The organism is Rhodovulum visakhapatnamense, assembly GCF_004365965.1.
Classification (GTDB): Bacteria; Pseudomonadota; Alphaproteobacteria; order Rhodobacterales; family Rhodobacteraceae; genus Rhodovulum; species Rhodovulum visakhapatnamense.
Map to the genome: position 1 here is coordinate 110,804 of NZ_SOEB01000009.1, position 26,363 is coordinate 137,166.

At 67.6% G+C, this 26,363-nt stretch carries 24 protein-coding genes; 20 read left to right on the forward strand and 4 right to left on the reverse strand.

Going from position 1 to position 26,363, the window contains the following annotated elements; all coding sequences use genetic code 11:
* Nucleotides 1-41: 41 nt before the first annotated feature.
* From tldD to EV657_RS10260, 6 genes are all read left to right on the forward strand, one after another.
* The gene (tldD, locus tag EV657_RS10235; RefSeq protein ID WP_134077818.1) at nucleotides 42-1,463 is read left to right on the forward strand and encodes a metalloprotease TldD; all 1,422 of its coding nucleotides are present in this window, start codon (nucleotides 42-44) and stop codon (nucleotides 1,461-1,463) included.
* A gap of 171 nt (nucleotides 1,464-1,634) precedes the next feature.
* Nucleotides 1,635-2,801: a DNA-processing protein DprA gene (gene dprA / locus EV657_RS10240; RefSeq protein WP_243837545.1), complete on the forward strand. Its 1,167-nt coding sequence runs from the start codon at nucleotides 1,635-1,637 to the stop codon at nucleotides 2,799-2,801.
* Nucleotides 2,802-2,953: 152 nt separating this feature from the next.
* On the forward strand, nucleotides 2,954-5,707 hold the full coding sequence (topA, locus tag EV657_RS10245; protein ID WP_134077819.1) for a type I DNA topoisomerase: 2,754 nt from the start codon (nucleotides 2,954-2,956) through the stop codon (nucleotides 5,705-5,707).
* Between the two features lie 140 nt (nucleotides 5,708-5,847).
* A complete protein-coding gene (locus tag EV657_RS10250; RefSeq protein WP_075786230.1) occupies nucleotides 5,848-6,405 on the forward strand; it encodes a L,D-transpeptidase in 558 nt (185 codons plus the stop codon).
* 88 nt (nucleotides 6,406-6,493) lie between these two features.
* The gene (locus EV657_RS10255) at nucleotides 6,494-7,189 is read left to right on the forward strand and encodes a CoA transferase subunit A (RefSeq protein WP_134077820.1); all 696 of its coding nucleotides are present in this window, start codon (nucleotides 6,494-6,496) and stop codon (nucleotides 7,187-7,189) included.
* 13 nt (nucleotides 7,190-7,202) lie between these two features.
* Complete coding sequence (locus EV657_RS10260; protein ID WP_075786232.1) at nucleotides 7,203-7,832, forward strand: 3-oxoacid CoA-transferase subunit B; 630 nt, start codon at nucleotides 7,203-7,205, stop codon at nucleotides 7,830-7,832.
* Between the two features lie 144 nt (nucleotides 7,833-7,976).
* Here EV657_RS10260 and EV657_RS10265 read toward each other — a convergent pair whose 3' ends face one another.
* Nucleotides 7,977-8,360 carry a hypothetical protein gene (locus EV657_RS10265; RefSeq protein WP_134077821.1) on the reverse strand — a complete coding sequence of 128 codons (384 nt, stop codon included), beginning with the start codon at nucleotides 8,358-8,360 and terminating at the stop codon, nucleotides 7,977-7,979.
* Nucleotides 8,361-8,601: 241 nt separating this feature from the next.
* Between EV657_RS10265 and EV657_RS10270 the strand changes: the two genes are divergently transcribed.
* Genes EV657_RS10270 through EV657_RS10280 form a run of 3 tightly spaced genes read left to right on the forward strand, consistent with a single transcriptional unit; the run spans nucleotide 8,602 to nucleotide 11,634 of the window.
* Nucleotides 8,602-9,606 (forward strand): lysylphosphatidylglycerol synthase transmembrane domain-containing protein, encoded by a 1,005-nt coding sequence (locus EV657_RS10270; RefSeq protein WP_113668255.1) that lies wholly within the window; start codon nucleotides 8,602-8,604, stop codon nucleotides 9,604-9,606.
* Nucleotides 9,587-10,897 carry an FAD-binding protein gene (locus EV657_RS10275; RefSeq protein WP_134077822.1) on the forward strand — a complete coding sequence of 437 codons (1,311 nt, stop codon included), beginning with the start codon at nucleotides 9,587-9,589 and terminating at the stop codon, nucleotides 10,895-10,897. The genes EV657_RS10270 and EV657_RS10275 overlap by 20 nt, the downstream gene beginning before the upstream one ends.
* Entirely contained in the window at nucleotides 10,897-11,634 is a 738-nt protein-coding gene (locus EV657_RS10280) for an SDR family NAD(P)-dependent oxidoreductase (protein ID WP_134077823.1), read from the forward strand. The genes EV657_RS10275 and EV657_RS10280 overlap by 1 nt, the downstream gene beginning before the upstream one ends.
* A gap of 43 nt (nucleotides 11,635-11,677) precedes the next feature.
* On the opposite strand, the gene EV657_RS10285 is transcribed toward EV657_RS10280, so the two are convergent.
* Together EV657_RS10285 and EV657_RS10290 are read right to left on the reverse strand one after the other, a co-directional pair.
* Entirely contained in the window at nucleotides 11,678-13,114 is a 1,437-nt protein-coding gene (locus EV657_RS10285; RefSeq protein WP_134077824.1) for a UbiA family prenyltransferase, read from the reverse strand.
* A 1-nt stretch (nucleotide 13,115) separates the two neighbouring features.
* Complete coding sequence (locus EV657_RS10290; protein WP_134077825.1) at nucleotides 13,116-13,976, reverse strand: lytic transglycosylase domain-containing protein; 861 nt, start codon at nucleotides 13,974-13,976, stop codon at nucleotides 13,116-13,118.
* 296 nt (nucleotides 13,977-14,272) lie between these two features.
* Between EV657_RS10290 and EV657_RS10295 the strand changes: the two genes are divergently transcribed.
* The 11 genes from EV657_RS10295 to EV657_RS10345 all read left to right on the forward strand — a co-directional run bounded on the left by EV657_RS10295 (nucleotide 14,273) and on the right by EV657_RS10345 (nucleotide 24,766).
* Nucleotides 14,273-14,503, forward strand: coding sequence for a Flp family type IVb pilin (locus EV657_RS10295; protein ID WP_134077826.1), 231 nt, complete (start codon nucleotides 14,273-14,275; stop codon nucleotides 14,501-14,503).
* Between the two features lie 236 nt (nucleotides 14,504-14,739).
* The gene (gene cpaB, locus EV657_RS10300) at nucleotides 14,740-15,576 is read left to right on the forward strand and encodes a Flp pilus assembly protein CpaB (protein ID WP_075786239.1); all 837 of its coding nucleotides are present in this window, start codon (nucleotides 14,740-14,742) and stop codon (nucleotides 15,574-15,576) included.
* Between the two features lie 266 nt (nucleotides 15,577-15,842).
* The gene (locus EV657_RS10305; protein ID WP_075786240.1) at nucleotides 15,843-17,273 is read left to right on the forward strand and encodes a type II and III secretion system protein family protein; all 1,431 of its coding nucleotides are present in this window, start codon (nucleotides 15,843-15,845) and stop codon (nucleotides 17,271-17,273) included.
* Between the two features lie 4 nt (nucleotides 17,274-17,277).
* Nucleotides 17,278-17,928 carry an OmpA family protein gene (locus tag EV657_RS10310; RefSeq protein WP_113668169.1) on the forward strand — a complete coding sequence of 217 codons (651 nt, stop codon included), beginning with the start codon at nucleotides 17,278-17,280 and terminating at the stop codon, nucleotides 17,926-17,928.
* A 228-nt stretch (nucleotides 17,929-18,156) separates the two neighbouring features.
* Complete coding sequence (locus EV657_RS10315) at nucleotides 18,157-19,410, forward strand: CpaE/TadZ family protein (RefSeq protein ID WP_075786242.1); 1,254 nt, start codon at nucleotides 18,157-18,159, stop codon at nucleotides 19,408-19,410.
* Nucleotides 19,411-19,421: 11 nt separating this feature from the next.
* Nucleotides 19,422-20,843 carry a TadA family conjugal transfer-associated ATPase gene (locus tag EV657_RS10320; RefSeq protein ID WP_075786243.1) on the forward strand — a complete coding sequence of 474 codons (1,422 nt, stop codon included), beginning with the start codon at nucleotides 19,422-19,424 and terminating at the stop codon, nucleotides 20,841-20,843.
* A gap of 3 nt (nucleotides 20,844-20,846) precedes the next feature.
* Entirely contained in the window at nucleotides 20,847-21,815 is a 969-nt protein-coding gene (locus EV657_RS10325; RefSeq protein WP_134077827.1) for a type II secretion system F family protein, read from the forward strand.
* A 10-nt stretch (nucleotides 21,816-21,825) separates the two neighbouring features.
* Nucleotides 21,826-22,815: a type II secretion system F family protein gene (locus EV657_RS10330; protein WP_134077828.1), complete on the forward strand. Its 990-nt coding sequence runs from the start codon at nucleotides 21,826-21,828 to the stop codon at nucleotides 22,813-22,815.
* On the forward strand, nucleotides 22,778-23,383 hold the full coding sequence (locus EV657_RS10335) for a tetratricopeptide repeat protein (protein WP_134077829.1): 606 nt from the start codon (nucleotides 22,778-22,780) through the stop codon (nucleotides 23,381-23,383). Before EV657_RS10330 ends, EV657_RS10335 begins: the two co-directional genes overlap by 38 nt.
* A gap of 27 nt (nucleotides 23,384-23,410) precedes the next feature.
* Nucleotides 23,411-24,262, forward strand: coding sequence for a tetratricopeptide repeat protein (locus EV657_RS10340; protein WP_134077830.1), 852 nt, complete (start codon nucleotides 23,411-23,413; stop codon nucleotides 24,260-24,262).
* Nucleotides 24,263-24,271: 9 nt separating this feature from the next.
* Nucleotides 24,272-24,766 (forward strand): prepilin peptidase, encoded by a 495-nt coding sequence (locus tag EV657_RS10345; RefSeq protein WP_113668164.1) that lies wholly within the window; start codon nucleotides 24,272-24,274, stop codon nucleotides 24,764-24,766.
* On the opposite strand, the gene EV657_RS10350 is transcribed toward EV657_RS10345, so the two are convergent.
* The gene (locus EV657_RS10350) at nucleotides 24,721-26,328 is read right to left on the reverse strand and encodes a hypothetical protein (RefSeq protein WP_134077831.1); all 1,608 of its coding nucleotides are present in this window, start codon (nucleotides 26,326-26,328) and stop codon (nucleotides 24,721-24,723) included. The two genes, EV657_RS10345 and EV657_RS10350, sit on opposite strands and share 46 nt — an antisense overlap.
* Nucleotides 26,329-26,363 lie beyond the last annotated feature (35 nt).

The window sequence follows — 26,363 nt, forward strand, 5'->3', positions numbered from 1 at the left end:
GCTTTTTCCAAAGCCCGCCCCGCGCCAGTTCAGGAGATCCCATGCAACACCCCCCGTTCCGCCCCTTCGAGACCGCGCTGGACCGCGACCGGGCGCTGTTGCTTTTGCAGGCCGCAACGCTTGGGGCGGATGATGGCGAGCTGTTTCTGGAACGGCGCCGTTCGGAGGTTCTAAGCTTCGACGACGGGCGGCTCAGAACGGCCAGCTACGATGCCTCCGAGGGGTTCGGCCTGCGCGCCGTCCGGGGCGAGGCTGCGGGCTATGCCCATTCCACCGAGATTTCCGAAGCCGCGCTGAAACGCGCGGTCGAGACGGCGCGGCTGGCCGTGGCCGATGGCGGCGCGTCGCTGGCGCTGGGGCCGCAGCCGACCAACCGGCGGCTTTACACCGATGCCGACCCGCTGGCCGAGGCGCCTTTCGCGCAGAAGATCGACACGCTTCGCGAGATCGACGCCTTCGCCCGGGCGCTCGACCCGCGCGTGGTGCAGGTGACCGCCTCGGTTGCCGCCTCGTTGCAGGAGGTCGCGATCCTGCGGCCCGACGGGAGGCTGCTGTCCGACATCCGGCCGATGACCCGGCTGAACGTCTCGGTGATCGTCGAAGAGAACGGTCATCGCGAATCGGGCAGCCATGGCGGCGGCGGCCGCACCGGGCTGGCCGGGCTGATCGACCGCGCCTCCTGGGAGGCCTCGGCGCGCGAGGCGCTGCGCGTCGCGCTGGTCAATCTGGACGCCGAGCCCGCCCCTGCCGGAACCATGGATGTGGTGCTGGGCCCCGGCTGGCCCGGCATCCTGCTGCACGAGGCGGTGGGCCACGGGCTCGAGGGCGATTTCAATCGCAAGGGCAGTTCGGCCTTTGCCGGGCTGATGGGCCAGCAGGTGGCGGCGAAGGGCGTGACCGTTCTGGACGACGGCACGATCCCCGACCGGCGCGGCTCGATCACCTTCGACGACGAGGGCACGCCCTCGAACCGCACCGTGCTGATCGAGGACGGCGTGCTGGTGGGCTACATGCAGGACCGCCAGAACGCCCGGCTGATGGGGGTTGCGCCCACCGGCAACGGGCGGCGCGAAAGCTATGCCCATCCGCCGATGCCACGGATGACGAATACCTGCATGCTGGGCGGCGACGCCGCGCCCGCCGACATCCTGGCCGATCTGAAGGACGGGATCTATGCGGTCGGCTTCGGCGGCGGGCAGGTGGACATTACCAATGGCAAGTTCGTCTTCAGCTGCACCGAGGCCTATCGGGTGAAGAACGGCAAGCTCGGCGCCCCGGTCAAGGGCGCCACGCTGATCGGCGACGGCCCCGCCGCGATGAAGCAGATTCGCGCCATCGGCAACGACATGGCGCTGGACCCGGGAATCGGCAACTGCGGCAAGGCCGGACAATGGGTGCCGGTGGGCGTCGGCCAGCCGACCCTGCTGATCGGCGGGCTGACCGTGGGCGGTGCCGGGGCCTGAGGCGGCATTTCCCCGGTCCACCAAGGGCTTTCCGCCGTGTCGGGCGCACGGGCCGGACATCAGATAGGAAGATTTCTTGTAAAAGGTGAAATTCTCGATTCCGTTCACCTTGTATTAACCCATTCCGCTGCACATTGGCCTCACGGATGAGCGGAGCTGCGAAACGTGGAGATTGTTTCTTCCTACCACCCCCTCGCACCACCCACCCGGGAAGACTTCCTGGTTACGTGGCTTCGTCTCATCCGGTCGCGCCGTGTCGGCGCGACCACTTTTTTCAGGCTGATCGAGGATCATGGCAGTGCCGCGGCAGCGCTCGATGCCCTGCCGCGGATCGCCGAGGAAGCAGGCGTCGAGGATTACGCGCCCTGCTCGCAAGAGACCGCCCAGGCCGAGATCGCCCGCGCCCGCAAGGCCGGTGCCGTCGCGGTGCTGCATGGCAGCCCCGCCTACCCCCCCGCCCTTCTGGACCTGCCCGACGCGCCGCCCGTGCTGTGGGCGCTGGGTCACACCGATCTGCTGCACCGGCCGATGGTGGCGCTGGTCGGCGCCCGCAACGCCTCGTCGCTGGGGCTGCGCATGGCCCGGCGGCTGGCCGAGGGACTGGCCGGGGCGGGCTATGTCATCGTCTCGGGGCTTGCGCGCGGGATCGACCGCGCCGCCCATATCGCGGCTCTGGAAACCGGCACCATCGCCGTGCAGGCGGGCGGGATCGACGTGCCCTACCCGGTCGAAAATACCGGGCTTGCCAATGAAATCGCGCAACTGGGCCTGCGGCTGTCCGAACAACCCCCCGGGCTCGACCCGCAGGCGCGGCATTTCCCGCAGCGCAACCGCATCATTTCGGGCCTCGCCCGCGCCGTCGTCGTGGTCGAGGCCGCCGCGCGCTCGGGCAGCCTGATCACCGCCCGATCCGCGCTCGATCAGGGCCGCGATGTGCTGGCGGTGCCCGGTCATCCCTTCGATGCCCGCGCCTCGGGCTGCAACATGCTGATCCGGGACGGCGCCGTGCTGGTGCGCCATCCCGACGATGTGCTCGAGGCGCTCGGCCCCGCCCCTTCCCTGACCGAGGCACGGCAACCCGAGGCCCCCGCGCCGCGGGCAAGGCCACGGGTGACCGAGGTGCCCGAAACCCCCGCCGCGCACCATCGCGTCCCGGCCGACCCGGCCGTGCTGCATGCCCGCATCCTCGACCGGCTCGGCCCCTCGCCCTTGGCCGAAGACCAGCTGATCCGCGATCTCGGCCTTCCTGCGGGCGCCGTGACCCCCGAACTGGTTACGCTGGAACTCGACGGCCGGATCGCCCGCGCGCCCGGCGGGCTTCTGTCGCGCACCCGCTGAACGGCCCGTCACAGCCCCGATCCGATCTGACGCAGCGGAGCCTCAACCCAGAGGCGAATCCCGCCCGTCATCCAGCCGTGCATTGACATTCGCGGCCTCCCCCCCACATCTTGCGCCGCCAAGGCACCCGCCCCCCGAGTCGAGAGAAATCCATGCCCGTCGTCGTCGTCGAGTCCCCGGCCAAAGCCAAGACAATCAACAAGTATCTGGGCTCCGATTACACGGTTCTCGCGTCCTATGGCCATGTCCGCGACCTGCCGCCCAAGGATGGATCGGTCGACCCCGAGCACGGCTTCGAGATGACCTGGGAGGTCGCCTCGGACAGCAAGAAGCACGTGAAGGCCATCGCCGACGCGCTGAAGGACGACAATGCGCTGATCCTCGCCACCGACCCCGATCGCGAGGGCGAGGCGATTTCCTGGCACCTAGAAGAGACCCTGCGCGCCCGCCGGGCGATCAAGAAGGACACGCCGGTCAGCCGCGTCGTCTTCAACGCCATCACCAAATCGGCGGTGACCGAGGCGATGAAGAACCCGCGCACCGTCGATGAACCGCTGGTCCATGCCTACCTGGCACGCCGCGCGCTGGATTATCTTGTGGGCTTCAACCTGTCGCCGGTCCTGTGGCGCAAGCTGCCGGGCGCGAAATCGGCGGGCCGGGTCCAGTCGGTCTGCCTGCGTCTGATTGTCGAGCGCGAGATGGAGATCGAGGCCTTCCGTGCCCGCGAATACTGGACCGTCGCGGCGGTGCTGGAAACGCCCCGCGGCCAGAGCTTCGAGGCGCGGCTGGTCACGCTGGGCGGCCAGAAGCTCGACAAGTTCGACCTGACCACCGCGACCGATGCCGAACTGGCGGTCAAGGCCATCGACAGCCGCGACTTCACCGTCGCCTCGGTCGAGGCCAAGCCCGGCACCCGCAATCCCGCGCCGCCCTTCATGACCTCGACCCTGCAGCAGGAAGCCAGCCGCAAGTTCGGCTTTGGCGCGCGCCAGACGATGCAGGCGGCGCAGCGGCTTTATGAGGCGGGCATCATCACCTACATGCGGACCGACGGGATCGACATGGCGCCCGAGGCGGTGATGGCTGCGCGCGACGCGATCAAGGACCGCTACGGCGCGGACTACGTGCCGAAATCGCCGCGGATGTACAAGAACAAGGCCAAGAACGCGCAGGAAGCGCATGAATGCATCCGGCCGACCGAGATGACCCGCGATCCGTCCAAGCTGAAGGTGACGGATGACGACCAGCGCAAGCTTTACGATCTGATCTGGAAGCGCACCATCGCCAGCCAGATGGAGGCCGCGCGGCTGGAACGCACCACCGTCGAGGTGGAAAGCGCCGACCATCAGGTCGCGCTGCGCGCCACCGGCCAGGTGGTGATGTTCGACGGCTTCCTCAAGGTCTACGAGGAAGGCCGCGACGACGTCGAGGAAGGCGACGACAAGCGCCTGCCGCAGATCATGCAGGGCGAAAAGGCCAAGCCGGCTCCGGCGGATCGTTACGCCGTCGAATACTCTAATCTGGCGGCACCGGACCGGGTCGATTTCGAGCCGCCCCTGGTCGAGGAAGAGGAATGGCTGCTTCGTTGTGATCGTGCGATTCTCAATGGCGATAAAGCGATCCTCGCCCAGCAGCACTTCACCCAGCCGCCGCCGCGCTATACCGAGGCGACGCTGGTCAAGCGGATGGAAGAGCTCGGCATCGGGCGTCCCTCGACCTATGCCTCGATCGTCACCACGATCCAGGATCGCGGCTATGTGCTGAAGGACAAGAACCGGCTGATCCCCGAGGACAAGGGGCGGCTGGTGACGGCCTTCCTGTCGAACTATTTCAGCCGCTACGTGGGTTACGAATTCACCGCCAATCTGGAAGACGAGCTTGACGACGTCTCGGCGGGCGCACGCGACTATCACGAGGTGCTGGACCGGTTCTGGAAGGATTTCTCGGCCGCCATCGCCGAAACCGCCGATCTGCGGATATCCGAGGTTCTGGAAAAGATCGACGAGGTTCTGGCGCCGCATCTTTACCCGCCGCGCGAGGACGGCTCCGACCCGCGCATCTGCCCCAAATGCGGGGCGGGGCGGCTGAATCTCAAGACCGCGCGGTCGGGCGGGGCCTTCATCGGCTGCACGAACTATCCCGACTGCCGCTATACCCGCTCGCTTTCGGCGGTGAACGGCGATGACGGGTCCGAGCTTGACGGCAAGGTTCTGGGCCATGACGGCGAGGACGAGATCAGCCTGCGCATCGGCCGCTTCGGCCCCTATGTGCAGCGCGGCGAGGCCACCGAAGAGGTCCCGAAACCGCCGCGCGCCAGCCTGCCCAAGGGCTGGAAACCCGAAGAGATCGACCTCGACAAGGCGCTTATGCTCTTGAGCCTGCCGCGCGAGATCGGGCCGCACCCCGAGGATGGCGAGACCGTCGAGGCCGGGATCGGGCGCTATGGTCCCTTCGTCAAGCATGGCAAGAAATACGCCAACCTGCCCGATGTCGAGGAAGTCTTCACCATCGGCATGAACCGCGCGGTCGAGGTGCTGGCCCAGAAGAAGACCCGGGGCGGCGGCACGGCGGCGAAACCGCTGCGCCAGCTGGGCGAGCATCCCGAGAAGGGCGGCGCCATCGATGTCATGGCCGGACGCTACGGGCCTTACGTCAAATGGGAGAAGGTCAACGCGACCCTGCCCAAGGATGTGGAGCCGGGCGACGTAACGCTGGCGCAGGCGATCGAGCTGATCGACGCGAAGGCCGCCAAGGGCGGCAAGACCAAGGCCAAGGCCGCCCCCGCCAAGACGGCGAAGGCGCCCAAGGCCGCGGGCAAGACAGCCAAGAAGACAACCGCCAAGGCCGCTTCGGCCAAGACCGCAAAGCCCGCCGCGCGCGCGAAATCGACCAAGGCGGCGGAATAGCCGCCCCGCGGCCCGCCGCGCGCCGCCGAAGATGACGCAAGGTCAGCGCGCAATCCGGTGAGCGGAGTTGATTGGCCAGACCGCGCCGTTCACCCCAGTTTGCCCGGGATCAGAACCCGGAGCAGGCAAGGGGGCATTCCATGGCAGACCGGACATTTTCGCGCCGCGCGGCGCTTGTGACGCTGGGCGCGGGCCTGGGGGCGCCCGCGCTTCTCAGGGCCGAGCCCGCACCGATGGCCCGCCGCAATATCTCAAGCTTTGCGCGGCAGGACTGGCGCGACCATTTCGACGGGCTGGGCACAGCGGTGATCGTCGCGGATACCAGCTCGCGCGCGCTGCATTTCTGGTCCGGGGACGGCTCGGACTACCGGATCTACCCGACCTCGGTGCCGATCAGCGAAGAACTGACCAAACGCGGTTATACCAAAGTCGTCCGCAAGAAGATCGGCCCCGACTGGACCCCGACCCCCTCGATGGTCGAGCGCAATCCCGATCTGCGCTACATGCCGCCCGGTCCCGACAACCCGCTTGGCACCCATGCGATGTATCTGTCCTGGCCCGCCTATCTCATTCACGGCACCCATGACACGCGCAAGATCGGCCGACCGTCCTCGGACGGTTGCATCGGCCTTTACAACGACATGATCGCCGAGCTGTACGACATCGCCCCCATAGGCACCCGGGTCCGGATCATCTGATTGGCACCGTGCCGCGAGAGCGCAGTCGATTGACTCGCCCATGACCCTTCGTCACAACTTCAGCCAGAGGAGCAGAGGGGAGACTTTCATGCAGAAGATCTATGGCACTGCCGCCGAGGCCCTGGACGGGCTCTTGTTCGACGGCATGCTCATCGCCGCGGGCGGTTTCGGGCTGTGCGGCATTCCAGAGCTTCTGATCCAGGCGATCCGCGAGGCAGGCACCAAGGATCTGACCTTCGCCTCGAACAATGCAGGCGTCGACGATTTCGGGATCGGCCTCCTGCTGCAGACCCGCCAGGTCAGGAAGATGATCTCGTCCTATGTCGGCGAGAATGCCGAATTCATGCGGCAATACCTGTCGGGCGAACTGGAACTGGAATTCAACCCCCAGGGCACGCTGGCCGAACGGATGCGGGCGGGCGGCGCCGGGATTCCGGGCTTCTACACCAAGACCGGCGTCGGCACCGTGATCGCCGAGGGCAAGGAGCACAAAGACTTCGACGGCGAGACCTATATCCTCGAACGCGGGATCGTCGCCGATCTGTCCATCGTCAAGGCCTGGAAGGCCGACGAGACCGGCAACCTCGTCTTCCGCAAGACCGCCCGCAACTTCAACCCGCCCGCCGCGATGTGCGGCAAGGTCTGCGTCTGCGAGGTCGAGGAGATCGTGCCGGTGGGCAGTCTCGAGCCCGACCAGATCCACCTGCCGGGGATCTACGTGCACCGCCTGATCCAGGGCGACCACGAAAAACGGATCGAACAGCGCACCACGCGCGCGGCGTAAAGGGGGAATAGGTATGGCCTGGGACCGCAACCGGATGGCGGCGCGCGCCGCCGAGGAACTCAAGGACGGGATGTATGTCAATCTGGGCATCGGCATTCCGACGCTGGTGGCCAATTACATCCCCGAGGGCGTGAACGTCACGCTGCAATCGGAAAACGGGATGCTGGGCATCGGCCCCTTCCCGGTCGAGGGCGAGGAAGACCCCGACCTCATCAATGCCGGCAAGCAGACCATCACCGAGCTGCCGCATTCGGCCTATTTCGACAGCGCCACCAGCTTCGGCATGATCCGGGGCGGCAAGATCGCGATGGCGATCCTCGGCGCGATGGAAGTGGCCGAAAACGGCGACCTGGCGAACTGGATGATCCCCGGCAAGCTGGTCAAGGGCATGGGCGGCGCGATGGACCTGGTCGCGGGCGTCGGCCGGGTGGTGGTGGTGATGGACCACACCAACAAGCATGGTGAGTCGAAGGTCCTGAAGGCCTGCACCCTGCCGCTGACCGGGACCGGGGTCGTGAACCGGATCATCACCAATCTCGGCGTGCTCGACGTGGTCGAGGGCGGGCTGAGGATCGTCGAATGTGCGGACGGCGTCACCGAGGACGAAATCCGCGCCGCGACCGAGGCCCGCATCGTCGACTGACCGGTCCTCCTGCCGGACATGAAGAAGGCCGCGCCGGTGCCCCGGTGCGGCCTTTTTGCAGTTCACCTCTCCGGCACGGGCGGTGCGCTCTGGCACCTTCCGTGCGGGTCGGGCGGAACTCGTCAGAGCCCTGCCCTCTGCAGATCAGTCAGCGCTCGCAGCCAGTTCGGCGGCGATTTCGGCAACGCGGGCGTTGGCGATTTTTTCGTTCGCCGGGCCGTTGTCGCGGTAGCCGACAACCGAGGTGTAGCCGTTATCGCTGGCTTTCGCATGGGCGGCCACGATCCGGGCGACGCGCGCATCGGCATAGCCCGAGGTCGACATGGAGACATTGGTCGCCGGCGCGGCGGTGTCGAAGCGCACCCAGCCATTCACGCCGTCTTTCTCGGCGGCCGCTTTCAGCTCGATCAGCTGGTTGAGCGAGTAGGCGCCGGGCTGGACGCTCAGGTCCTGTTCCAGCTGCGACTGGGCAAAGACGGGCGCAGAGAGGGCGACAAGAGCGGCGGCGGTAAGAGCAAGAGTTTTCATCGTTTCGTTCCTTGTGTGCTTGTTATGACGGCTTGTTGCCGTCCGATGAGGCATAAATGGCATGAGCCCTTCCCAATTTCAAAGCACAAAAGCTTGTTTATTCCGTGTAGATGGTGCGTTATCGCACATACAAATGTCAGAAATCAGCCAGCCGGACCGAGGTGCCGGACAATCTTAAGTTTCCGGGAAAACGGTTCGCAGTCTTCCGGCAATGCCGTGCTATCTGGCCGGTGAGATGACCATGACAAAGATTCCCTCTGCCTCGGACGCCGCGCCCGCCTCCCGTCGCCTCCGCGACGCCCTGCTGATGGGCGGCCTTCTGAGTCTGGTGCTGGCCAGCCTTGCCGGTCTGGCTGCGGCCACGGGCTGGGACCAGACCATGGGCCAGCTTGCACGGCTTGGCTGGATGCAGGGGGCAGCCCTGCTGGCCCTGTCGCTGGCCAACTACCTGCTGCGGTCGCTGCGCTGGAACCTGTTCGGCCGCCGGGTCGGCCTGCCGCCGGGACTCTGGCGCGACATCCGCCATTATCTGGGCGGGTTTCTGATGATCGCGACGCCCGGGCGGCTGGGCGAGCTGGTGCGCATGCGCTGGATCCGGCGCGAGACCGGGCTGCCGCTGGACCGCTCGGCCCCTCTTTTCGTGATGGACCGGGCCGCCGATCTGGTGGCGATGGCGCTGATCCTCTGCGCGGCACTGGCGCTGTCCTCGGGCCATATCGCCGGGGCGATTCCGGTGGCCGCGCTGGCGCTGGGGGCGGCGGCGGCCGCGACCCACGGGCGGCTGATGGCGGCGCTGGTGACCCGCGGCTACCGGATCGTCGGCCGCTGGCCCCGGCTGTTCGGGCGGCTGCGCGGCATGGCGCGGACGCTGGGCCAGTTCACCGACGCCCGGGTCCTTGCGGCCTCGATCCTGCTGGGGTCCCTTGGCTGGATGGCCGAGGGCTATGCCTTTCACCTGTTGCTGGTCTGGCTCGGAGCCGATATCGGGCTCTGGAAGGCCGTCGGGATCTTCGTCTTTGCCACGCTGGCGGGCGGGTTGACCGGCGCGCCGGGCGGTCTGGGCGGTGCCGAGGCTGCGATGATTGCGCTTCTTGCGCTCGAGGGACTGCCGCTGGAGACTTCGGTCGCGGCCACGGCGGTGATCCGGGTGACCACGCTGTGGTTTGCGATCGGGATCGGCGCACTGGTCTTTCCGGTGGCGGAACGGATGTCGAAAAGGACGGCTGATGCAGTGGAAGACCGCTGACTATGCGGGATGGGGCCGGGCCCTTCGGGCCAGGGGGCGGATCGCCCGGCCAGAGCGGGTTTCGGCCCTAAGGGACGCGCTGGCCGAAGGCGGTCCCGCGATCGGCAATCGCCTGTCCTATGGCGACGGCGCGCTGAACGCCGACGGCGCCGCGGTGCAGATGACGCGGATGGACCGGCTTCTGGCCTTCGCCCCCGAGACGGGCGTGATCGAGGTCGAGGCCGGCGCCACCATCGGCGCGCTGCTGAAGCTGCTGGCGCCGCAAGGCTGGATGCCCGCGGTGATGCCCGGCACCGGCCTGGCCACCATCGGCGGCTGCATCGCCAATGACGTCCACGGCAAGAACCATCATGGCGCGGGCAGCTTCGGGCAACATGTGCTGGCGGTGACGCTGATGACGCAGACGGGCCCGCGCGAGGTGAGCCCGGCCTCCGATCCCGCACTGTTCCGCGCCACGATGGGCGGTCAGGGCCAGACCGGCGCCATCCTTTCGGCGCGGCTGAAACTGATGGCGATCCCGGGCCAGCGGATGAAGGTGGTGGAAACCCGGATGCGGGATTTCGACAGCTTCATCGCCGCGCTCGACGCGTCCGAGGCCGACTTCACGGTGGGCTGGATCGACGCGACGGCGAAACGCAAGCGGCTTGGGCGCGGCATTCTCGAAGAGGGCACGCTGGTCGAGGGCACCCGCCCCGGCCCCGAGCGCAGGCCGAAGCCCGTGCCCTTCGACGCGCCTCGGGCGCTTTTGTCCTGGCCGGTGGTGAAGATCTTCAACCGCTGGTACGGATCGGGCGTGCCCGATAGCGGGCGCAAGCGGACCCGGGCGCTGGACGAATTCTTCTTCCCGCTCGACGCGCTGACCGACTGGAACCGGCTGTACGGCAAGCGCGGCTTTCACCAGTTCCAATGCGTGGTGCCTGCCGACCGGGCGCCCGCGCTGAAGGAGATCCTGACCACCATCGCGCGGGGCGGCGTCGCCTCGCCGCTGGCGGTCCTGAAACGGATGGGGCCGGGCCGCGCCGGGCATCTGTCCTTCCCGATGGACGGCTACACGCTGGCCGTCGACCTGCCCGCCCGCGCCAGGGTGCCAGCGCTTTACGCGCGGCTCGAGGAACAGGTGATTGCCGCGGGCGGCCGCATCTATCTGGCCAAGGACGCCCTGGCGCGGCCCGAAAGCATGGCCGCGATGTATCCCGAACTGGAGGCCTGGCGCGCCGAGGCGGCCAAGGCCGACCCCGAGCGGCGTCTCGCCACCGATCTGGTGCGGCGGCTGAAACTGAGGAGCGCGTGATGGCAGAGACCTGGATCGTTCTCGGGGCCTCGTCCTCGATGGCGCGGGCGCTGGTGCGCCGGTTGGCTGCGCGCGGCGACGGGCTGATCCTTGCCGGGCGCGACCTGGCGGACCTCGAACGCGACGCGGCCGACGCGCGCGTCCGGGGCGCGGCCTTCGCCGAGGTCGTCCGCTTCGACGCGCGCGAGCCCGCCTGCGTGGCCCCGATCCTTGCCCGCGCCAAGGCCTGCGAGGGCACGGTCTCGGCCGCGGTCTTCGTCGGCTCGATGCCGCCCCAGGCCGAGATCGACGCCGATCCCGGCCTGATCGAGGGCGTCGTCACCGACAGCTTCACCGGCCCGGCCCGGCTGTTGCAGGGGCTGGCCCCGATCATCGAGGCCCGGGGGGCTGGCACCGTCATCGGCGTGGGCTCGGTTGCGGGCGATCGCGGGCGGATCAGCAACTATGTCTATGGCGCGGCCAAGGCGGCCTTTGCCACCTATCTGTCGGGGCTGCGCAACCGGCTGGGCCGCGCGGGCGGGCATGTGCTGACGGTCAAGCCCGGCTTTACCGATACCGCGATGACCTGGGGGATCGAGGGGATGTTCCTCGTGGCCTCGCCCGACAAGGTCGCCACGGACATCCTGAGCGCGCTGGAAAAACAGCGCAACGTGATCTACACGCCGTTTTTCTGGATGGGGATCATGGGCATCATCCGGCTGATCCCGGAACGGGTCTTCAAGAAGCTTTCGGTCTGAGACCGGCGCCGTCCGGCCCTGTCCGATGCCGGGGCCGGGCGGCTCAGAAGCCGAACCAGCGCTGCCAGAGCCCGGCGCTGTAGAACATGAAAGACAGCGCGAAGAAGATCAGCCCCAGCCCCGCCCGGTCGCGGAGCGCAAAGACGATGGGGTCGTAATCCTGCTGTCCGCGAAAGCCGAGCCAGACCATCCGCACCAGCCAGACCGCCAGCGGAAGGGCCGCCGCCCAAAGCAGCCAGCGGGTCTGATAAAGCGCCTCGGCCTGCGCAGAAAAGCTGTAGGCGACGAAGACCACCAGCGCCCCCACCACGCCGATCCCGGCCATGTTCAGCAAATCGCCCCGGTCGCCCCGGCCATAGCCCCGGCCGGGCAGGCGCTCGTCGGTCTCGGCCCGGGCCAGTTCGGTCATCCGCTTGACGCAGCCCAGCGTCACGAAGACCGGAAAGACGAAGACCAGCATCAGGAAGGACGCCTCGCCTCCGCCGGCCGCCGCCCCCGCCACCACGCGGATCGTGTAAAGCGCGGCCAGCGTCGCGATATCGACCCAGCGCATCCGCTTGAGCCGCAGCGAATAGGCCAGCGACAGCGCCATATAGAGAAGAACCACGGCCAGGAAGGACGGCCCCAGCGCCGCGCCGACACCGAGGGCCATCAGCGCCAGTACCGCGCCCGCCGCCATGCCCGCGCCGATGGGCACCTTGCCGCAGGCAAAGGGGCGGCGGCATTTGGTTTCGTGCAGCCGGTCGGCCTCGAGGTCGAGCAGGTCGTTGACGATATAGATGCAGGACGCGGCAGCCGAGAAGGCCAGGATGCCCAGAAGCACCAGCGCCAGCGTTTCGGGCCGGAAATCATGCGCGGCCAGCGCGGGCAACAGCAGCAGCACGTTCTTGACCCATTGATGCGGCCGGAGCGCCCGGCCGAGGTCGCGCAGCTTCCAGCCCGCCGGGATCTCTTCGACCGGATGGCCCGCCGCCGACAGTTCGGCCGCCAGCCGGTGCTGCCGCCCCAGCAGCAACGCCCGGTCGGCCTCGCGCCAGACGGGGCGGTCGGCGGCCCTGGCGCCGGCATAGTCGAAACCGCGACGCCCGAACCGTTCGGCCAGCGCCCGCGCCTTGGCGGCCCCCTCGGGCGGGGCTGCCCCCTCTGCGCCGGCGCCCTCTTCGACAAATCCGTAATGCCCGGCCAGCGCGGCGACGAGCCCCGGATCGGCCCCGCCTGCCAGCACCACCGGCCGCCCGGCCTCGCAGGCCTCAAGCGCGCGGGTCGCCATCTCGGGGCTAAGCGGCAAGAGATCGACCCGGGGCGGAGCGATCCGCGCCAGCTCGCGGCAAAGCCCGGCCCGGTCGCGAAGATGCATGGCCGTCGCCCTGAGCGTCTTCAGCGGCGCCCGGCCGAGCCCGTTCCAGAAGCATTCAAGCCCGAGATCAGTCTTCAGAAAGGTCCCGTCGACGTCGAGGACCAGCGGTTTCTGGCGTTGCATCCTATCCCCTGCCCTTGGCCCGGAACACGCAGCCGTCGCTGATCAGCTCGGGCGGGGTCCGGCACAGCCCCCGGGCCACCGCCCAGGCTGCCAGCACTTTCGGCACATAATCGCGCGTTTCCGGATAGGGCGGAACGCCGCCATGGGCGCGCACCGCCCCCTCTCCGGCATTATAGGCGGCCAGCACCAGCACCGGATCGCCGCCGAACTCGCCCATCAGCCAGTCGAGATAGGCCACGCCGCCGCGGATATTGGCGACGGGATCGGCGGCATCGGCCACGCCGAAGCGCCGGGCCGTGGCGGGCATCAGCTGCATCAGACCCAGCGCCCCCTTCGGGCTGAGCGCCCGGCCGCGCCCGCCGCTTTCGACCCCGATCACCGCCAGCGCCAGCGCGGGCGAGACCCGGGTGCCGACCGTGGCCGACAGGATCGCGCGACCATGGGTCTCGGCGATGTCCTGCAAAAGCTGCAGCCGGGGCGCGCGCGCCGCTTCGCCGGGCGGCGCCTCGCCCAGTGCCACCAGCGCAGGCGCCAGCCGCCCCGGCCTGCTGTCGCTCAACGCGGGCGACACCCGCGACCAGAACCAGGCCGGACCCGGGTCCGCTGCATTGCCGGCGGGCGGCTCGGCGGCAGCGTCGGGGCTGCGGGCCAGCGGAGCGGCCGACGGGCTCAGTGCTTCCGGCACCACGGTCGCGCGCGGCTCGATCTGAACGGTGATGCGTCTTGACGCACCCGGGGCGGGCGGTTTGACCCTTCGAAAGGTGAACTCCGGCCAGGGCGGCGGCTCGGCCCGCACCGGTCCGGGCACCGCGCTGGTCAGAACCAGCCCGGCCAGAACCAGACCTTCCAGATGACGCCGCATGTTCTGCCCTGCCCGACCTTGCGGTTCTTTGCGGTTCCGCTTTGCGGCAGGGGTCTGACGGACCCGTCCGGCGTGCGGAGAGTTTTCGAGGCAATTGTTATTGCATTTTCGATCAATTCCCAAGGTTTCGATGGTCTTTTTCCGCTTGGGCGGAAATTGCCAAGGCCCAGCCCAACTCTTGCCCGATTCCGGTGGCCCTATGGCGCGGTCGAAGCGGTTGCGGCCCCGTTGGTGGGGGTCCGGCCCTTCACCCAAGGGCATTTGAACTGAGCGAGCATCCTACTGGAGGGACCCCCATGAAACTCTTCAAACTCTTCAAGACCTTCGCCAAGGACGAGTCCGGCGCCGTCACCGTCGACTGGGTCGTGCTGACCGCCGCCATCGTCGGCCTCGGCATCGCTGTCCTGACCGCCGTGCGTGGCGGCGTGAACGACCTCGGCGGCGACATCGCCAGTTCGCTGTCGGGCGCACAGGTCCAGTCTCTGACGAACCTCGGCTGGGGCAGCGAAACCACCACGTCCGAATAGTGCGAAATCTGCACCTCACGTCAGCAAGGCCGCTCCTCCGCGAGCGGCCTTTCCTGCTGTGCCGGCCGTGCGCCGTTTGCGAACCACTGGGCGATCCCTTCGATCTTTAACCGAATATCCACCGGCCCCCGTCAGGATCCCCCGGAGATGGCCGCATTCCCGTGGCAAATCCGGCAAATCGAAGGGCATTCCGCGGCCAACGCACGGTCCGCGGGTCGGCGACGAAAGGACATGCCATGCGCCTGATCTTCGGACTGGTCCTTCTGCTGGGGCTCGGTCTGGCAGGGTTCGCGGTCTATATGGCTCAGGGCTATTTCGACCAGACCAAACGCGAACTGGCCGCGGCCCGCGCCGCCCAGTCTCAGCAGGTTGCGCTGGAACCGGTCGTCGTCGCCAGGGAACCGCTGCGCTATGGTCAGCAGATCACGCTGGACAACCTGCGCCCGGTGCTCTGGCCGAAGGACTCGATGCCCGAAGGCGTGTTCCAGACCAAGGAAGAGTTGTTTCCCGAAGGCCAGCCGCAATTCCGTACCGTCCTGCGCGCGATGGAGGCGGGCGAACCGCTCCTGCGGGTCAAGGTCACCGATCCCGGCGCCGATGCCGGCATCACCTCGCGCCTGACCAAGGGCATGCGCGCCTTCGCGATCCGGGTGGATGTCAGTTCCGGCGTTTCCGGCTTCCTACGGCCGGGCGACCGGGTCGATGTCTACTGGACCGGCGAAAGCCAGTCGAAACAGGTGACCAAGCTGATCGACACCGGCATCCGCCTGATCGCCATCGACCAGATCGCCGACGAGGACACCACGCGGCCCGTCATCGCGCGCACCGTCACGGTCGAAGCCTCGCCGCAACAGGTCGCCTCGCTGGCCCAGGCACAGTCGAGCGGGCGGTTGTCGCTGTCGCTGGTCGGCGCCAACGACGATGTGGTGGCCGAGGCGGTCGAGGTCGATCAGAAGGCGTTGCTGGGCATCGAGGACGCCCCCGAAGTCGCCCCCGAACAAAAACGGATCTGCACAATTCGAACCCGCCGCGGGTCGGAAGTGGTCGAGATCGAAATCCCCTGCACGAACTGACCCCATTCGCCAAACCGGCCGCAGACAGCCGTTCCGCCCTTCGGCCGACATGATCGGAACGGGAGGCCGGGGCCAAGGACAAAGCGGCCGGATACAACCATGGACTGCATCCCCGAAGCGAGCCAACAGAGGCGATTGTTGCGAGATACCCACAGGCCGCCCCAGGCCGACGCGCAATGATTGCAAATTTAAGGGCCTTGCCGCATCCTGACCGCCAAAAGGGGCGAAAGACCCCTCCTAAGCCGTGATCGGAAAGGCAGGGTCACATGAGATTTCGGACGATCCTCGCGGCCGGACTGTTGGGTCTTGCCGCGATTCCGGCCCTGCCGCCGGAGGCCGGAGCGCAGACCCTGCGGACGCTGGAGGGCCTGGCGACCGGCAAGCTCACGATCCCGATGAACCGCGCGGTGGTGGTCGAAAGCGATCAGGTCTTTGCCGAATTGTCGATTTCGAACCCGCAGATCGCCGATATCTCGACCCTCTCCGACCGCACAATCTATGTGCTGGGCAAGTCGCCCGGGCGCACCACGCTGACGCTCCTGGGGCCCGACGGCACGCTGATCACCAATGTCGAGGTCCAGGTGACCCCCGACATGAGCGAACTCAAGGAACGGCTGCGCGAGGTGCTGCCGGGCGAACCCATCGAGGTGCGCGCGGCCAATGACGGGCTGGTGCTGTCGGGCACGGTCAGCTCGAAGACGGTGATCGACCGGGCGCTCGATCTGGCCTCGCGCTATGCGCCGGAACGGATCTCGAACCTGCTGAATGTCGGCGGCACCCAGCAGGTGATGCTGAAGGTCCGGTTCTCGGAAATGAACCGGTCCGTGTCGAAAAGCCTCGGCACCAGCCTCGGGGTCGCGGGCCTGACCAATGGCGGCGACCTGGGCTTTGCGGGCGGCACCAACACCATTACCGAGGGCACCAACCTCGGCGATCTTTTCGACGGCGATCCGTCGACCACGCCGGCCCGGTCGCGCGGCAGCAATGGCGTGTTCTCGATCGGCATCGGCGCTGGCGATCTGCAATTCGCGGTGCTGCTGGAAGCGCTTGAAACCAAGGGCTTCGTCCGAACCCTGGCCGAACCGAACCTGACCGCCCTGTCGGGCCAGGCGGCCAGCTTTCTTGCGGGCGGGGAATATCCGATCCCGGTGGTCGGCGGCGATGGCGACGTGACGGTCGAGTTCAAGCCCTTCGGGATTTCGCTGAATTTCATTCCCAACGTGGTGGGCAACAACATCAACCTCGAGATGAACGCCCAGGTCAGCAGTATCGACCCCTCCGTGACCTTCAACAACAACGGCATCATCATCAGCGGGTTCTCGACCCGCTCGACCTCGACCACGGTCGAGTTGCATGACGGCGAAAGCTTCGCGGTCGCAGGCCTCTTGCAGGACGACTTCGCGAGCCTCAAGGGCCAGGTGCCGTGGCTCGGCGACGTGCCGATCCTGGGCGCGCTCTTCCGCAGTTCCGAATACCAGCGCGACCAGAGCGAACTGGTGATCATCGTCACCGCGCATCTTGTCTCGCCCACGCGCGGCGAGGCGCTGGCCCTGCCGACCGACCGCGTGGCCCCGCCAAGCGAGCGCGACCTTTTCCTGCACGGTCGGCTTTCCTCGCCGCGCACCCCGCGCTCGGGCGCCGCGGGCGAGGTCGCACGGCAGGATTTCGGCGGCTCCTACGGCTATGTGATGGAGTAGACCCATGCGCGCCCGCCTTGCCTTCGTGACCCTGAGCGCCGCGCTGGCGCTGACCGCCTGCAGCCCCCGCCAGATTGCCGATTTCAACCGGCCCGCGGGCGATACGCTGGACGATGGCAGCTTTGGCAACGCCACGATGACCAACCAGATGGTGATGACCTCCGACCGGGCGATGGCGATCGACATGACCCGCCGCTTCGCCGCCGAGGTGCCCAGCACCATCACCTTCGCCTTCAACAGCGCAGCGCTCGACGCCACTGCGCAGGCCGCGCTCGACCGGCAGGCGGCCTGGATCCTGCGCTATCCCTTCGTGGTCTTCCGGGTCTACGGCCATGCCGACAAGGTCGGCAGCGCGCCCTACAACAAGGCGCTGGGGATGCGGCGGGCACAGGCGGCGGTGGCCTATATGGTGGCGCGCGGCGTCCCGCGCGCGCGGCTGCAGGCCGTGGTCTCCTATGGCGAGACCCGGCCGCTGGTCCATACCGAGGGGCCCGAGCGGCAGAACCGCCGCACCGTGACCGAGGTCGCGGCCTTCCTGCGCCCGCGCCCGATGACGATCGATGGCAAGTACATGGCGCGCAGCTACCGGGCCTATCTCGACAGCGCGCAGCCCAAGCCCACGCTTCAACCCGCAGACGTCGCCGCGCCGGACTAGTTCCCGGACCAACTCCCGCACTAACTCCCGCGCGGTGACCAGCCGCGCTTGGGACGCGGATCGAAGGTTTTTCGAACAATTCCGCACCTCGGGCCGTAATGTTGCCCAAGTTGTTCTTCACGCTCGGCCCATGGACCGACGTGCGGGCGCGAAGTGAGTCGTGCGCGAACGGGGCAGGCGCGGCCGGCCGCCCGCCCTGTCCGGTCTGCGTGGAAGGATTTGGGAACGATGACGAGCATGCCAGCGTCGATACCCGACCAGGCCCCGATCCGGGCCTGCACGGTGTCTCGGGACATCCAGAATTTCGATCTTCTGATCGAGGACATGGAAGCCGAGCTTGGCGGCGGCTGGGGCGATATTGCCTTCGACGAGGCGCGCGGCTTTTTCGACCAGCCCGAGGCGCAGGACATCGAGTTCATCGCGGTCGCGGTCGACGACGCGGACGAGGCCGACATCGCGGCCATCGGCGAGATCGTCCGCGCCGCCAAGCAGCGCGGGCTGAACGTGCTGGTCATCGCCGAAGAGCTGAGCCCGATCGCACTGCACCAGCTGATGCGGATGGGGGCCGACGATTTCGTCCCCTACCCGCTGCCCGAGGGGGCGCTGCACGAGGCCATCGTCCGGTTGCGCCAGGCCCCCGCCGCGGCCTTCGCGCCCCCCGCCCCCGCGGATCCCGCCGCGCCCAAGCTGTCGCGCTCGAACCGGGACGGCGTGGTGCTGTCGGTGCAGGGCCTGGCAGGCGGGGTCGGGGCCTCGACCTTCGCGGTCAACCTTGCCTGGGAACTGGCGCTTGCGGCGCGCAAGTCGGGCGGCCGGGTCTGCCTGCTGGATCTCGATCTGCAATTCGGCTCGGCCGCGACCTATCTGGACCTTCCGCGCAAGGACGCGGTCTTCGAACTCTTGTCCGATATCGGCGCGATGGACGGCGACAGTTTCCTCCAGGCGCTGCAAAGCTACCGGAGCGATCTGCATGTGCTGACCGCGCCCTCCGACATCCTGCCGCTCGACATCATCGGGCCGCCCGAGGTGAACGCGCTGATCGACATGGCACGCTCGCAGTTCGAATTCGTGGTCATCGACATGCCGAAGACCCTGGTCAACTGGACCGAGACGGTGATCACCCAGTCGCATCTTTATTTCTCGCTGCTGGAACTCGACATGCGCTCGGCCCAGAACGCGCTGCGCGTGATCCGGGTGCTGAAATCCGAAGGCCTTCCGCGCGAACGGGTGCGCTATGCGCTGAACCGGGCGCCGAAATTCACCGACCTGTCGGGGCGCGGGCGGGTCCGCCGACTGGCCGACAGCCTCGATATCGACATCGAGATCCAGCTTCCCGACGGTGGCAAGGCGATCACCGAGGCGGGCGATCACGGCCTGACCCTCGCCGAGACCGCGGCCAAGTCGCCGCTCCGCCGCGAAATCCAGAAGCTCGCGGCGTCGCTTTACGATCTCGGCACGGCCGCGGCCACTGCGGCACAGTAAAGGGGCTACGAATGTTCTCGCGCTACAGAAAGCCCGAGCCCGGCACCGTCCAGCCCGCCACGCCGCCCGAGCCCCGGCCCGAGGCGCCGCCGCCGCCCGCCGCGTCCCTGCCTCCGGCGTTGCCCGCCCAGCCCGCGCCCAGCGAAAAGGACCGCAAGCGCAAGGAACGCCTGGGCGAGCTGAAATCCGAACTGCACAAACAGCTTCTGGAAAGCCTGAACCTCGCCGCGCTGGAACATGCCGAGGAAAAGGAGCTGCGCGCCGAGATCCAGGCCATCGCCTCCGAGGCGCTCGAGGAAATGGGCGTCGTCCTGAACAAGGACGACCGCACCCAACTCTATCAGGAGTTGTTCGACGAGGTGACCGGGCTCGGCCCGCTGGAGCCGCTTTTGAAGGACGAAAGCGTCAACGACATCCTTGTGAACGGCCCCAAGCAGATCTTCGTCGAACGCGCGGGCAAGCTGCAACTGACCGACATCGCCTTTCGCGACGAAAAGCACCTGCTCAGGATCATCGACAAGATCGTCTCGGCAGTGGGGCGGCGGGTCGATGAATCGAACCCCTATGTCGACGCGCGGCTGGCCGACGGCTCGCGTTTCAACGCGATGGTGCCGCCCATCGCCGTCGATGGCAGCCTGGTCTCGATCCGGAAGTTCAAGAAGGACAAGCTTGGCATCGACGATCTGGTCACGTTCGGCGCCTTCACCGAAGAGATGGCCGCCTATCTGCAGGCGGCGGTCGCGACCCGTCTGAATATCATCGTCTCGGGCGGCACCGGGTCGGGCAAGACCACGACGCTGAACGCGCTGTCATCCTTCATCGACAATTCCGAACGGATCCTGACCATCGAGGACACCGCCGAGCTGCAGCTGCAGCAGACCCATGTCGGCCGGATGGAAAGCCGCCCCCCGAATGTCGAGGGCAAGGGCGCGATCAGCCAGCGCGACTGTCTGAAGAACGCGCTTCGGATGCGGCCCGACCGCATCATCGTCGGCGAGACCCGCGGCGACGAGGTGATCGACATGCTGCAGGCGATGAATACCGGTCATGACGGGTCGATGACCACGATCCACGCCAACAACCCCCGCGATGCGGTCAGCCGTCTGGAAAACATGATCGCCATGGCCGGGATCGAGATGCCGCTGAAGGCGGTGCGCGCCCAGATCGCCTCGGCCGTCAACCTGATCGTGCAGGCCAGCCGCCTGCAGGACGGCTCGCGCCGCATGGTCTCGATCACCGAGGTGACCGGGATGGAGGGCGAGGTGATCTCGATGCAGGAGGTGTTCCGCTACGAACGGATGGGCCTCGATTCGAGCGGCAAGATCATCGGCCGCTTTACCGCGACGGGCGTGCGCAGCGCCTTCTCGGAGCGGTTCCGGCAGTGGGGCTACGACCTGCCCGCCAGCATCTTCGAACCTGCCCGGGGGAAATAGCCCATGCAAATCGGCGCGGAACCCCTGATCTACGGATTGATCTTCCTCTCGGTGCTGGCGCTGGTCGAGGGGCTTTATCTGACCGTCTTCGGCAAGTCGATCAGCCTGAACGCCCGGGTCAACCGGCGGCTCGAGATGCTGGAAAAGGGCGTCGACCGGGAAAAGGTCCTGGAACAGCTCCGCAAGGAGATGACCCAGCACATGCGGGCCCGCGGCATCCCGCTTTACTCGATTCTGGCCGAGCGGGCGCAGAAGGCCAATATCGCCTTCACGCCGGTGCAGCTGATCGGGATCATGGTGGTGCTGTCGGGCGTGGCCTTTCTGGGTTTGACGCTGGGCACCGGGGCCGTGCTTCCGGTGCGCGTGCTGGCCTCGATCGGGATCGGCGTCGGCGGGGTCTATACCTGGGTCAACGGCAAGGCCAAGAAGCGGCTCGGCCTGATCGAGGAACAGCTGCCCGACGCGGTCGAGCTGATGGTGCGCTCGCTGCGCGTGGGCCATCCCTTCATCTCGGCCATCAACATCGTCGCCAAGGAGGTGCCCGACCCGCTGGGATCGGAATTCGGCGTGATCGCGGACGAAGCCGCCTATGGCCGCGATGTCAGCGAGGCGCTGAAGGATCTGGCCGAACGGGTCGACATGCAGGATTTGCGCTTTCTCGCGGTCGCGGTGACGATCCAGCAGCAATCGGGCTGCAACCTGGCCGAGGTGCTGGCGGGTCTCGCCGCGGTGATCCGCTCGCGCTTCAAGCTCTTCCGCCGCGTCAAGGCGATCACCGCCGAGGCGAAATGGTCAGGCATGTTCCTGTCGGGCTTTCCGATCGCCGCGATCCTGATGATCTCGGTGCTGAAGCCCGACTATTACGACGATGTCAAGGAAACCGCCGCCTTCATCCCGGCCGCCATCGCCGTCGCCGTGTTTCTCGTCGTGAACGTGATCTTCATGCGCATCATGGTCAACATCAAGGTCTGAGGGCAGCGCCATGGAGTTCGTCGCTTACGTCGCCGGCTGGATCACCGATCGCTTCGGTCCGCTCGCGCCGCTGATCGCGGTGGGCCTGCTGGGCGTGGGGCTGATCGCGCTGTCGCTGCCGGTCTTCCTCAAGCGCCGGGTCGACCCTCTCGAAAAGCTCAAGCGTCAGGTCCGCGAGGCCGAGGCCGCCACCGTCCGCGACCAGCAGGCGCCCCTGCGCCAGGTGTCGCGCGCCGACAAGCTCGACCGCTTCTCGACTTTCCTCGAACCCCAGGACGAAAAAGAACTCTCGGCCGCGCGGCTGAAGCTGCTGCGCGCGGGCTACCGGTCGAAATCGGCGGTGCGGGTGTTCCACTTCGCGCAATTCACGCTGGGGATTCTCTTTCTGGCAGGCGGTCTGGTCTATTCGGTCCTGCTGAACGCGAGCGGCGAGGTCGATACGACAAAGATCGCCCTGTCGGTGATCGTACCGGGCGCCATCGGGTACTACCTGCCGAAATACTGGGTCGAACGCCGGGTGCAGACCCGCCAGGAAGAGATCGTCAACGGCTTCCCCGACAGTCTCGACATGATGCTGGTCTGCGTCGAGGCCGGGCAATCGCTCGACCAGTCGATCCTCCGGGTCGCGCGCGAGATGCGGGCGGGCTTTCCCGATCTGGCCTCGGAATACGAAATCGTCTCGAACGAGATGAAGGCCGGCAAGGACCGGGTGCAGGTGCTGCGCGACATGTCCGAACGCTGCGGCGTCACCGACATTTCATCCTTCGTCACGGTGCTGATCCAGTCGGCGACTTTCGGCACCTCGATCGCCGAGGCGCTGCGGGTCTTCTCGGCCGAAATGCGTGACAAGCGCGTCATGCGCGCCGAGGAAAAGGCGAACAAGTTGCCGACCAAGCTGACTTTGGGCACGATGATGTTCACGGTTCCGCCGTTGCTCATCATCCTGATCGGCCCATCGGTCTATGCGATCTACGACACGCTCAACAACGCCAAGTTCTGACCTTCTGCGCTGTTGCGGGCTGGCGCTCGCCCTGATCTGCGCGGGCTGCGCCCCCTCGGACCGGCTCTCGCCCGCCTATCGGGGCCTGCCCGCCCCGCCCGGTGCCCCGCATCTTGACGAGGCGGTCGACGGTCTTGTCGTCGGCCACCGCCTGATGGCCGCGGGCGAATACGAACTGGCGCTGAAGGCCTATTACCGCGCCGCGGCAAAACAGGGACTGACCGCCGATGTCCTGTCGGCGATCGGGTCGGCCAATCTGAGGCTTGGGCGGCTCGGTCAGGCCGAAAGCCAGCTGCGCCAAGCCATTGCCGAGGACGAACGCTTCGTGCCCGCCTGGAACAATCTGGGCGTCGTGCTGATGGAAAAGGGCGAGGTGGGCGAAGCGCGTCGGGTGTTCGAGACCGCTTTCGCGCTCGACAGCGGCGGGTCTGACGACATTCGCCGGAATCTGCGGCTCGCTATCGCTAAAACCGAAAATCGCGACTATGATTCCGCCCTGAACGAAGGGAACAACTTCGATCTGGTGCGGCGCGGCGAGGGCAGATACCTGCTTCTGGCCACGCCCTGAGGACAGAGCAGCCGAAAGGACGCCGCGATGCGCCATCCGGTTCTGGCCCCGATCTGCGCCGCCCTGGCGCTGTCGGTCGCGGCCTGCCAGAAACCCGGCGATACCGATGTCGACCGCGCGGTGCAGGACGTGCTGGCGAGCGATGAAAGCAGCCTCAACGACATCATGATGACGGTGGCCGATCCCGACGAGGCGATCCGCTATTTCCGGCGGCTTCTGGACGAAGATCCCGACAAGCTGGCCGCCCGGCGCGGGCTGGCGCAGTCGCTGATCCGGGCCAGGCGCCCGGCCGAGGCCGTCGCCGCCTGGGCCGAGGTGGTGCGCCATCCCGAGGCTGGAAACGCGGACCGGGTGAATTACGCCGATGCGCTGATCCGCGTCGGCGACTGGGGCAAGGCCGAGGCCGAACTCGACAGGATCCCGCCCACCTTCGAGACCTATCAGCGCTACCGGCTCGAGGCGATGGTGGCCGACAGCAACCGCGAATGGGCCAAGGCCGACAGTTTCTACGAGACCGCCGCCGGGCTGACCACCAAACCCGCCGGGGTCTACAACAACTGGGGCTATTCCAAGCTGACGCGGGGCGATTACCGGGGGGCAGAGCGGCTTTTCGTCGATGCCCTGACCTATGACCCCAAGTTGTTTACCGCCAAGAACAATCTGGTTCTCGCCCGGGGCGCGCAGCGCAAATACGACCTGCCGGTGATCGAGATGACCCAGACCGAGCGGGCGCAGCTTTACCACACGCTCGCCCTGACCGCGATCAAGCAGGGCGACGTGGCCATTGGCAAGGGCCTGCTGGAAGAGGCCATCGAGACCCATCCCCAGCATTTCGAGGCCGCGGTCCAGGCCCTGCGCGCGCTCGAAGCGCACGGCTAGGCCGGGCCGATGACCGAGGCGCTCTGGTTTCTGCCCGTCGCGACGCCGATCGCGCTTTGGGCCGCGCTCAGCGACCTGCGGACCATGACCATTCCGAACCGCGCGGTGCTGGCGCTGGTCGCGGTCTATGCGCTGATCGGGCTCGCGCTGCTGCCGCTGGACGCCTGGACCTGGCGCTGGCTGCATCTGGCGGTGGTGCTGACGCTCGGTTTCGGGCTGAACCAGATCGGCGCGGTGGGCGCGGGCGATGCCAAGTTCGCCGCCGCGATGGCCCCCCTCGTTGCGCCGGGCGATATCGGCGCCTTTCTCTTTCTGCTGGCCGCCGCGATCCCGGTGGCCTTCGCCGCGCATCGTCTGGCCCGGCGGATCCCTGGGCTGCGACGCGCCCTGCCCGGCTGGGCTTCGTGGGAGGCGCGCGATTTTCCCATGGGGCTGGCGCTTGGCCCGGCCTTGATCCTTTATCTGGCGCTGGCGGCGGGCGGCGCGATGCCCAGCACGATGTAATCGCGGGTCCGGCGCAGCTCGGTCAGCTCGTAACCGCCCGCCTCGACCGCCGCGAGGATGCCGCGCCGCGCGTCGATATTGCCAACGCATTGCGGCACCAGCAAAAGCTCGGCTCCCTCGATCCCGGGCAACCCGCCATAGTACCAGGGCGCCCCGCCGTCGAGCCGCCCCACCCCGCCAAACAGCCAATAGGCGCTCAGCACATCGGCGACAAAGGCCGGATGGCCCGCGAAACCCGTCGCCGCGAGGTCTTCCGAAATCGCGCGATACCAGGCCACAAGCCCGTTGGTGACGACACAGCCCTCAAGCTCGGTTCCACGAAAGACGGTGGGCTCGGGGCCGGGATCGACCAACCAATCGGGCGGGTCGAGATCGAGAGGGCGCTCAATTCGGGTCTCGACCCTGAGCGCGCGCGCGGCAGGCATCCAGAGGCCCTGATCGCCGGGCAAAAGCGCGACAGCCTCGCCCTCGGCCGCAGAGAAATTGCGGATGGGGCTTTCGAAGAGGGCAAGGAAGATGGGAGCGGCCAGCAGCAGCGCCGACCAGCCGACGGCCATCAGACCGGAGGGCTGCGGGGTACCGGGCCGCCGCAGCGCGAGTGCCAGGATGCCCAGCAGAAACAGCCAGACCGGGGCGTTGCCATGGTTCTGGTAGGTCACATAGGCAAGGCCCGGCCCCGCCGCAAGCAACAGCAGCCCCTCCTGCCGCCAGCCGCCGCGCCGGGCCAGGATCACCGCGGCCAGGTAAAGCAGCGTGCCCGCCAGGGTCCGTGTCCCGCCGATCACCGTCAGAAACGGATCGCTGGGAAAGGGGCGCATGTCGTTGCGGGCAACTTCCAGAAGATCGGTCAGATAGGCGGGCCAGAGCCCGGGCCCGGCGACCAGCGTGAGCCCACCCCAGATCGCCAGCGCCGCCGCCAGCGCGGTCGCCAATGCGCGGCCGTCGCGGCGCAGCGCCAGTGCCAGAACGGCGACCGGTGCGCAGGCCAGCAGGTAGGTGGCCTTGATCAGCGCAAGCGCCGCAAGCCCCAGCCCCAGCGCAAGCCCGTCGGCCAGTTGCTGCCCCGGGCCGGACCGGCGCGGCGGCAGGATGGCAATCGCGAGCACGATGAAGGCGATGGCCCAGCCCCAGCGGTTGTAATGCATCGAGAGCGAGATCCAAGGCTCCGGTCCCCCGGAGGCCAGTGCCACGGCCAGCCCCATGACGCCCGCCCCGAAGAGGCAGGCCCAGCCGCGGTCGAGCCGGCTGAGTCCGACCCAGAGCGCACCGGGCAGCAGGACCGCGCCAACCAGCGCCTGCGCCCAGATCACGGCGAGCCCGAGCGGCAGCCCCAGGGCGGCCAGCGCCGCGATGGGGGCATAGGCCAAGACCCCCAGCGGCGTGACGAAATCGAGATGCGGCCATTCGCCGTCGACCTCGCGCCGGACGATGTCGGCCAGATGCAGCAGATCGCCCTCGTGATTGGAGACATGCAGACCGCCCTTGGCCAGCCCCAGCGCCGTGGCCAGCGCGAGGATCGTCGCCATCAGTCCCGCCAGACCTGCCGGGAACCGTCCCTTCATGTGCAAACCTCCGACTTGCGGCCCCTTTCTGGCCG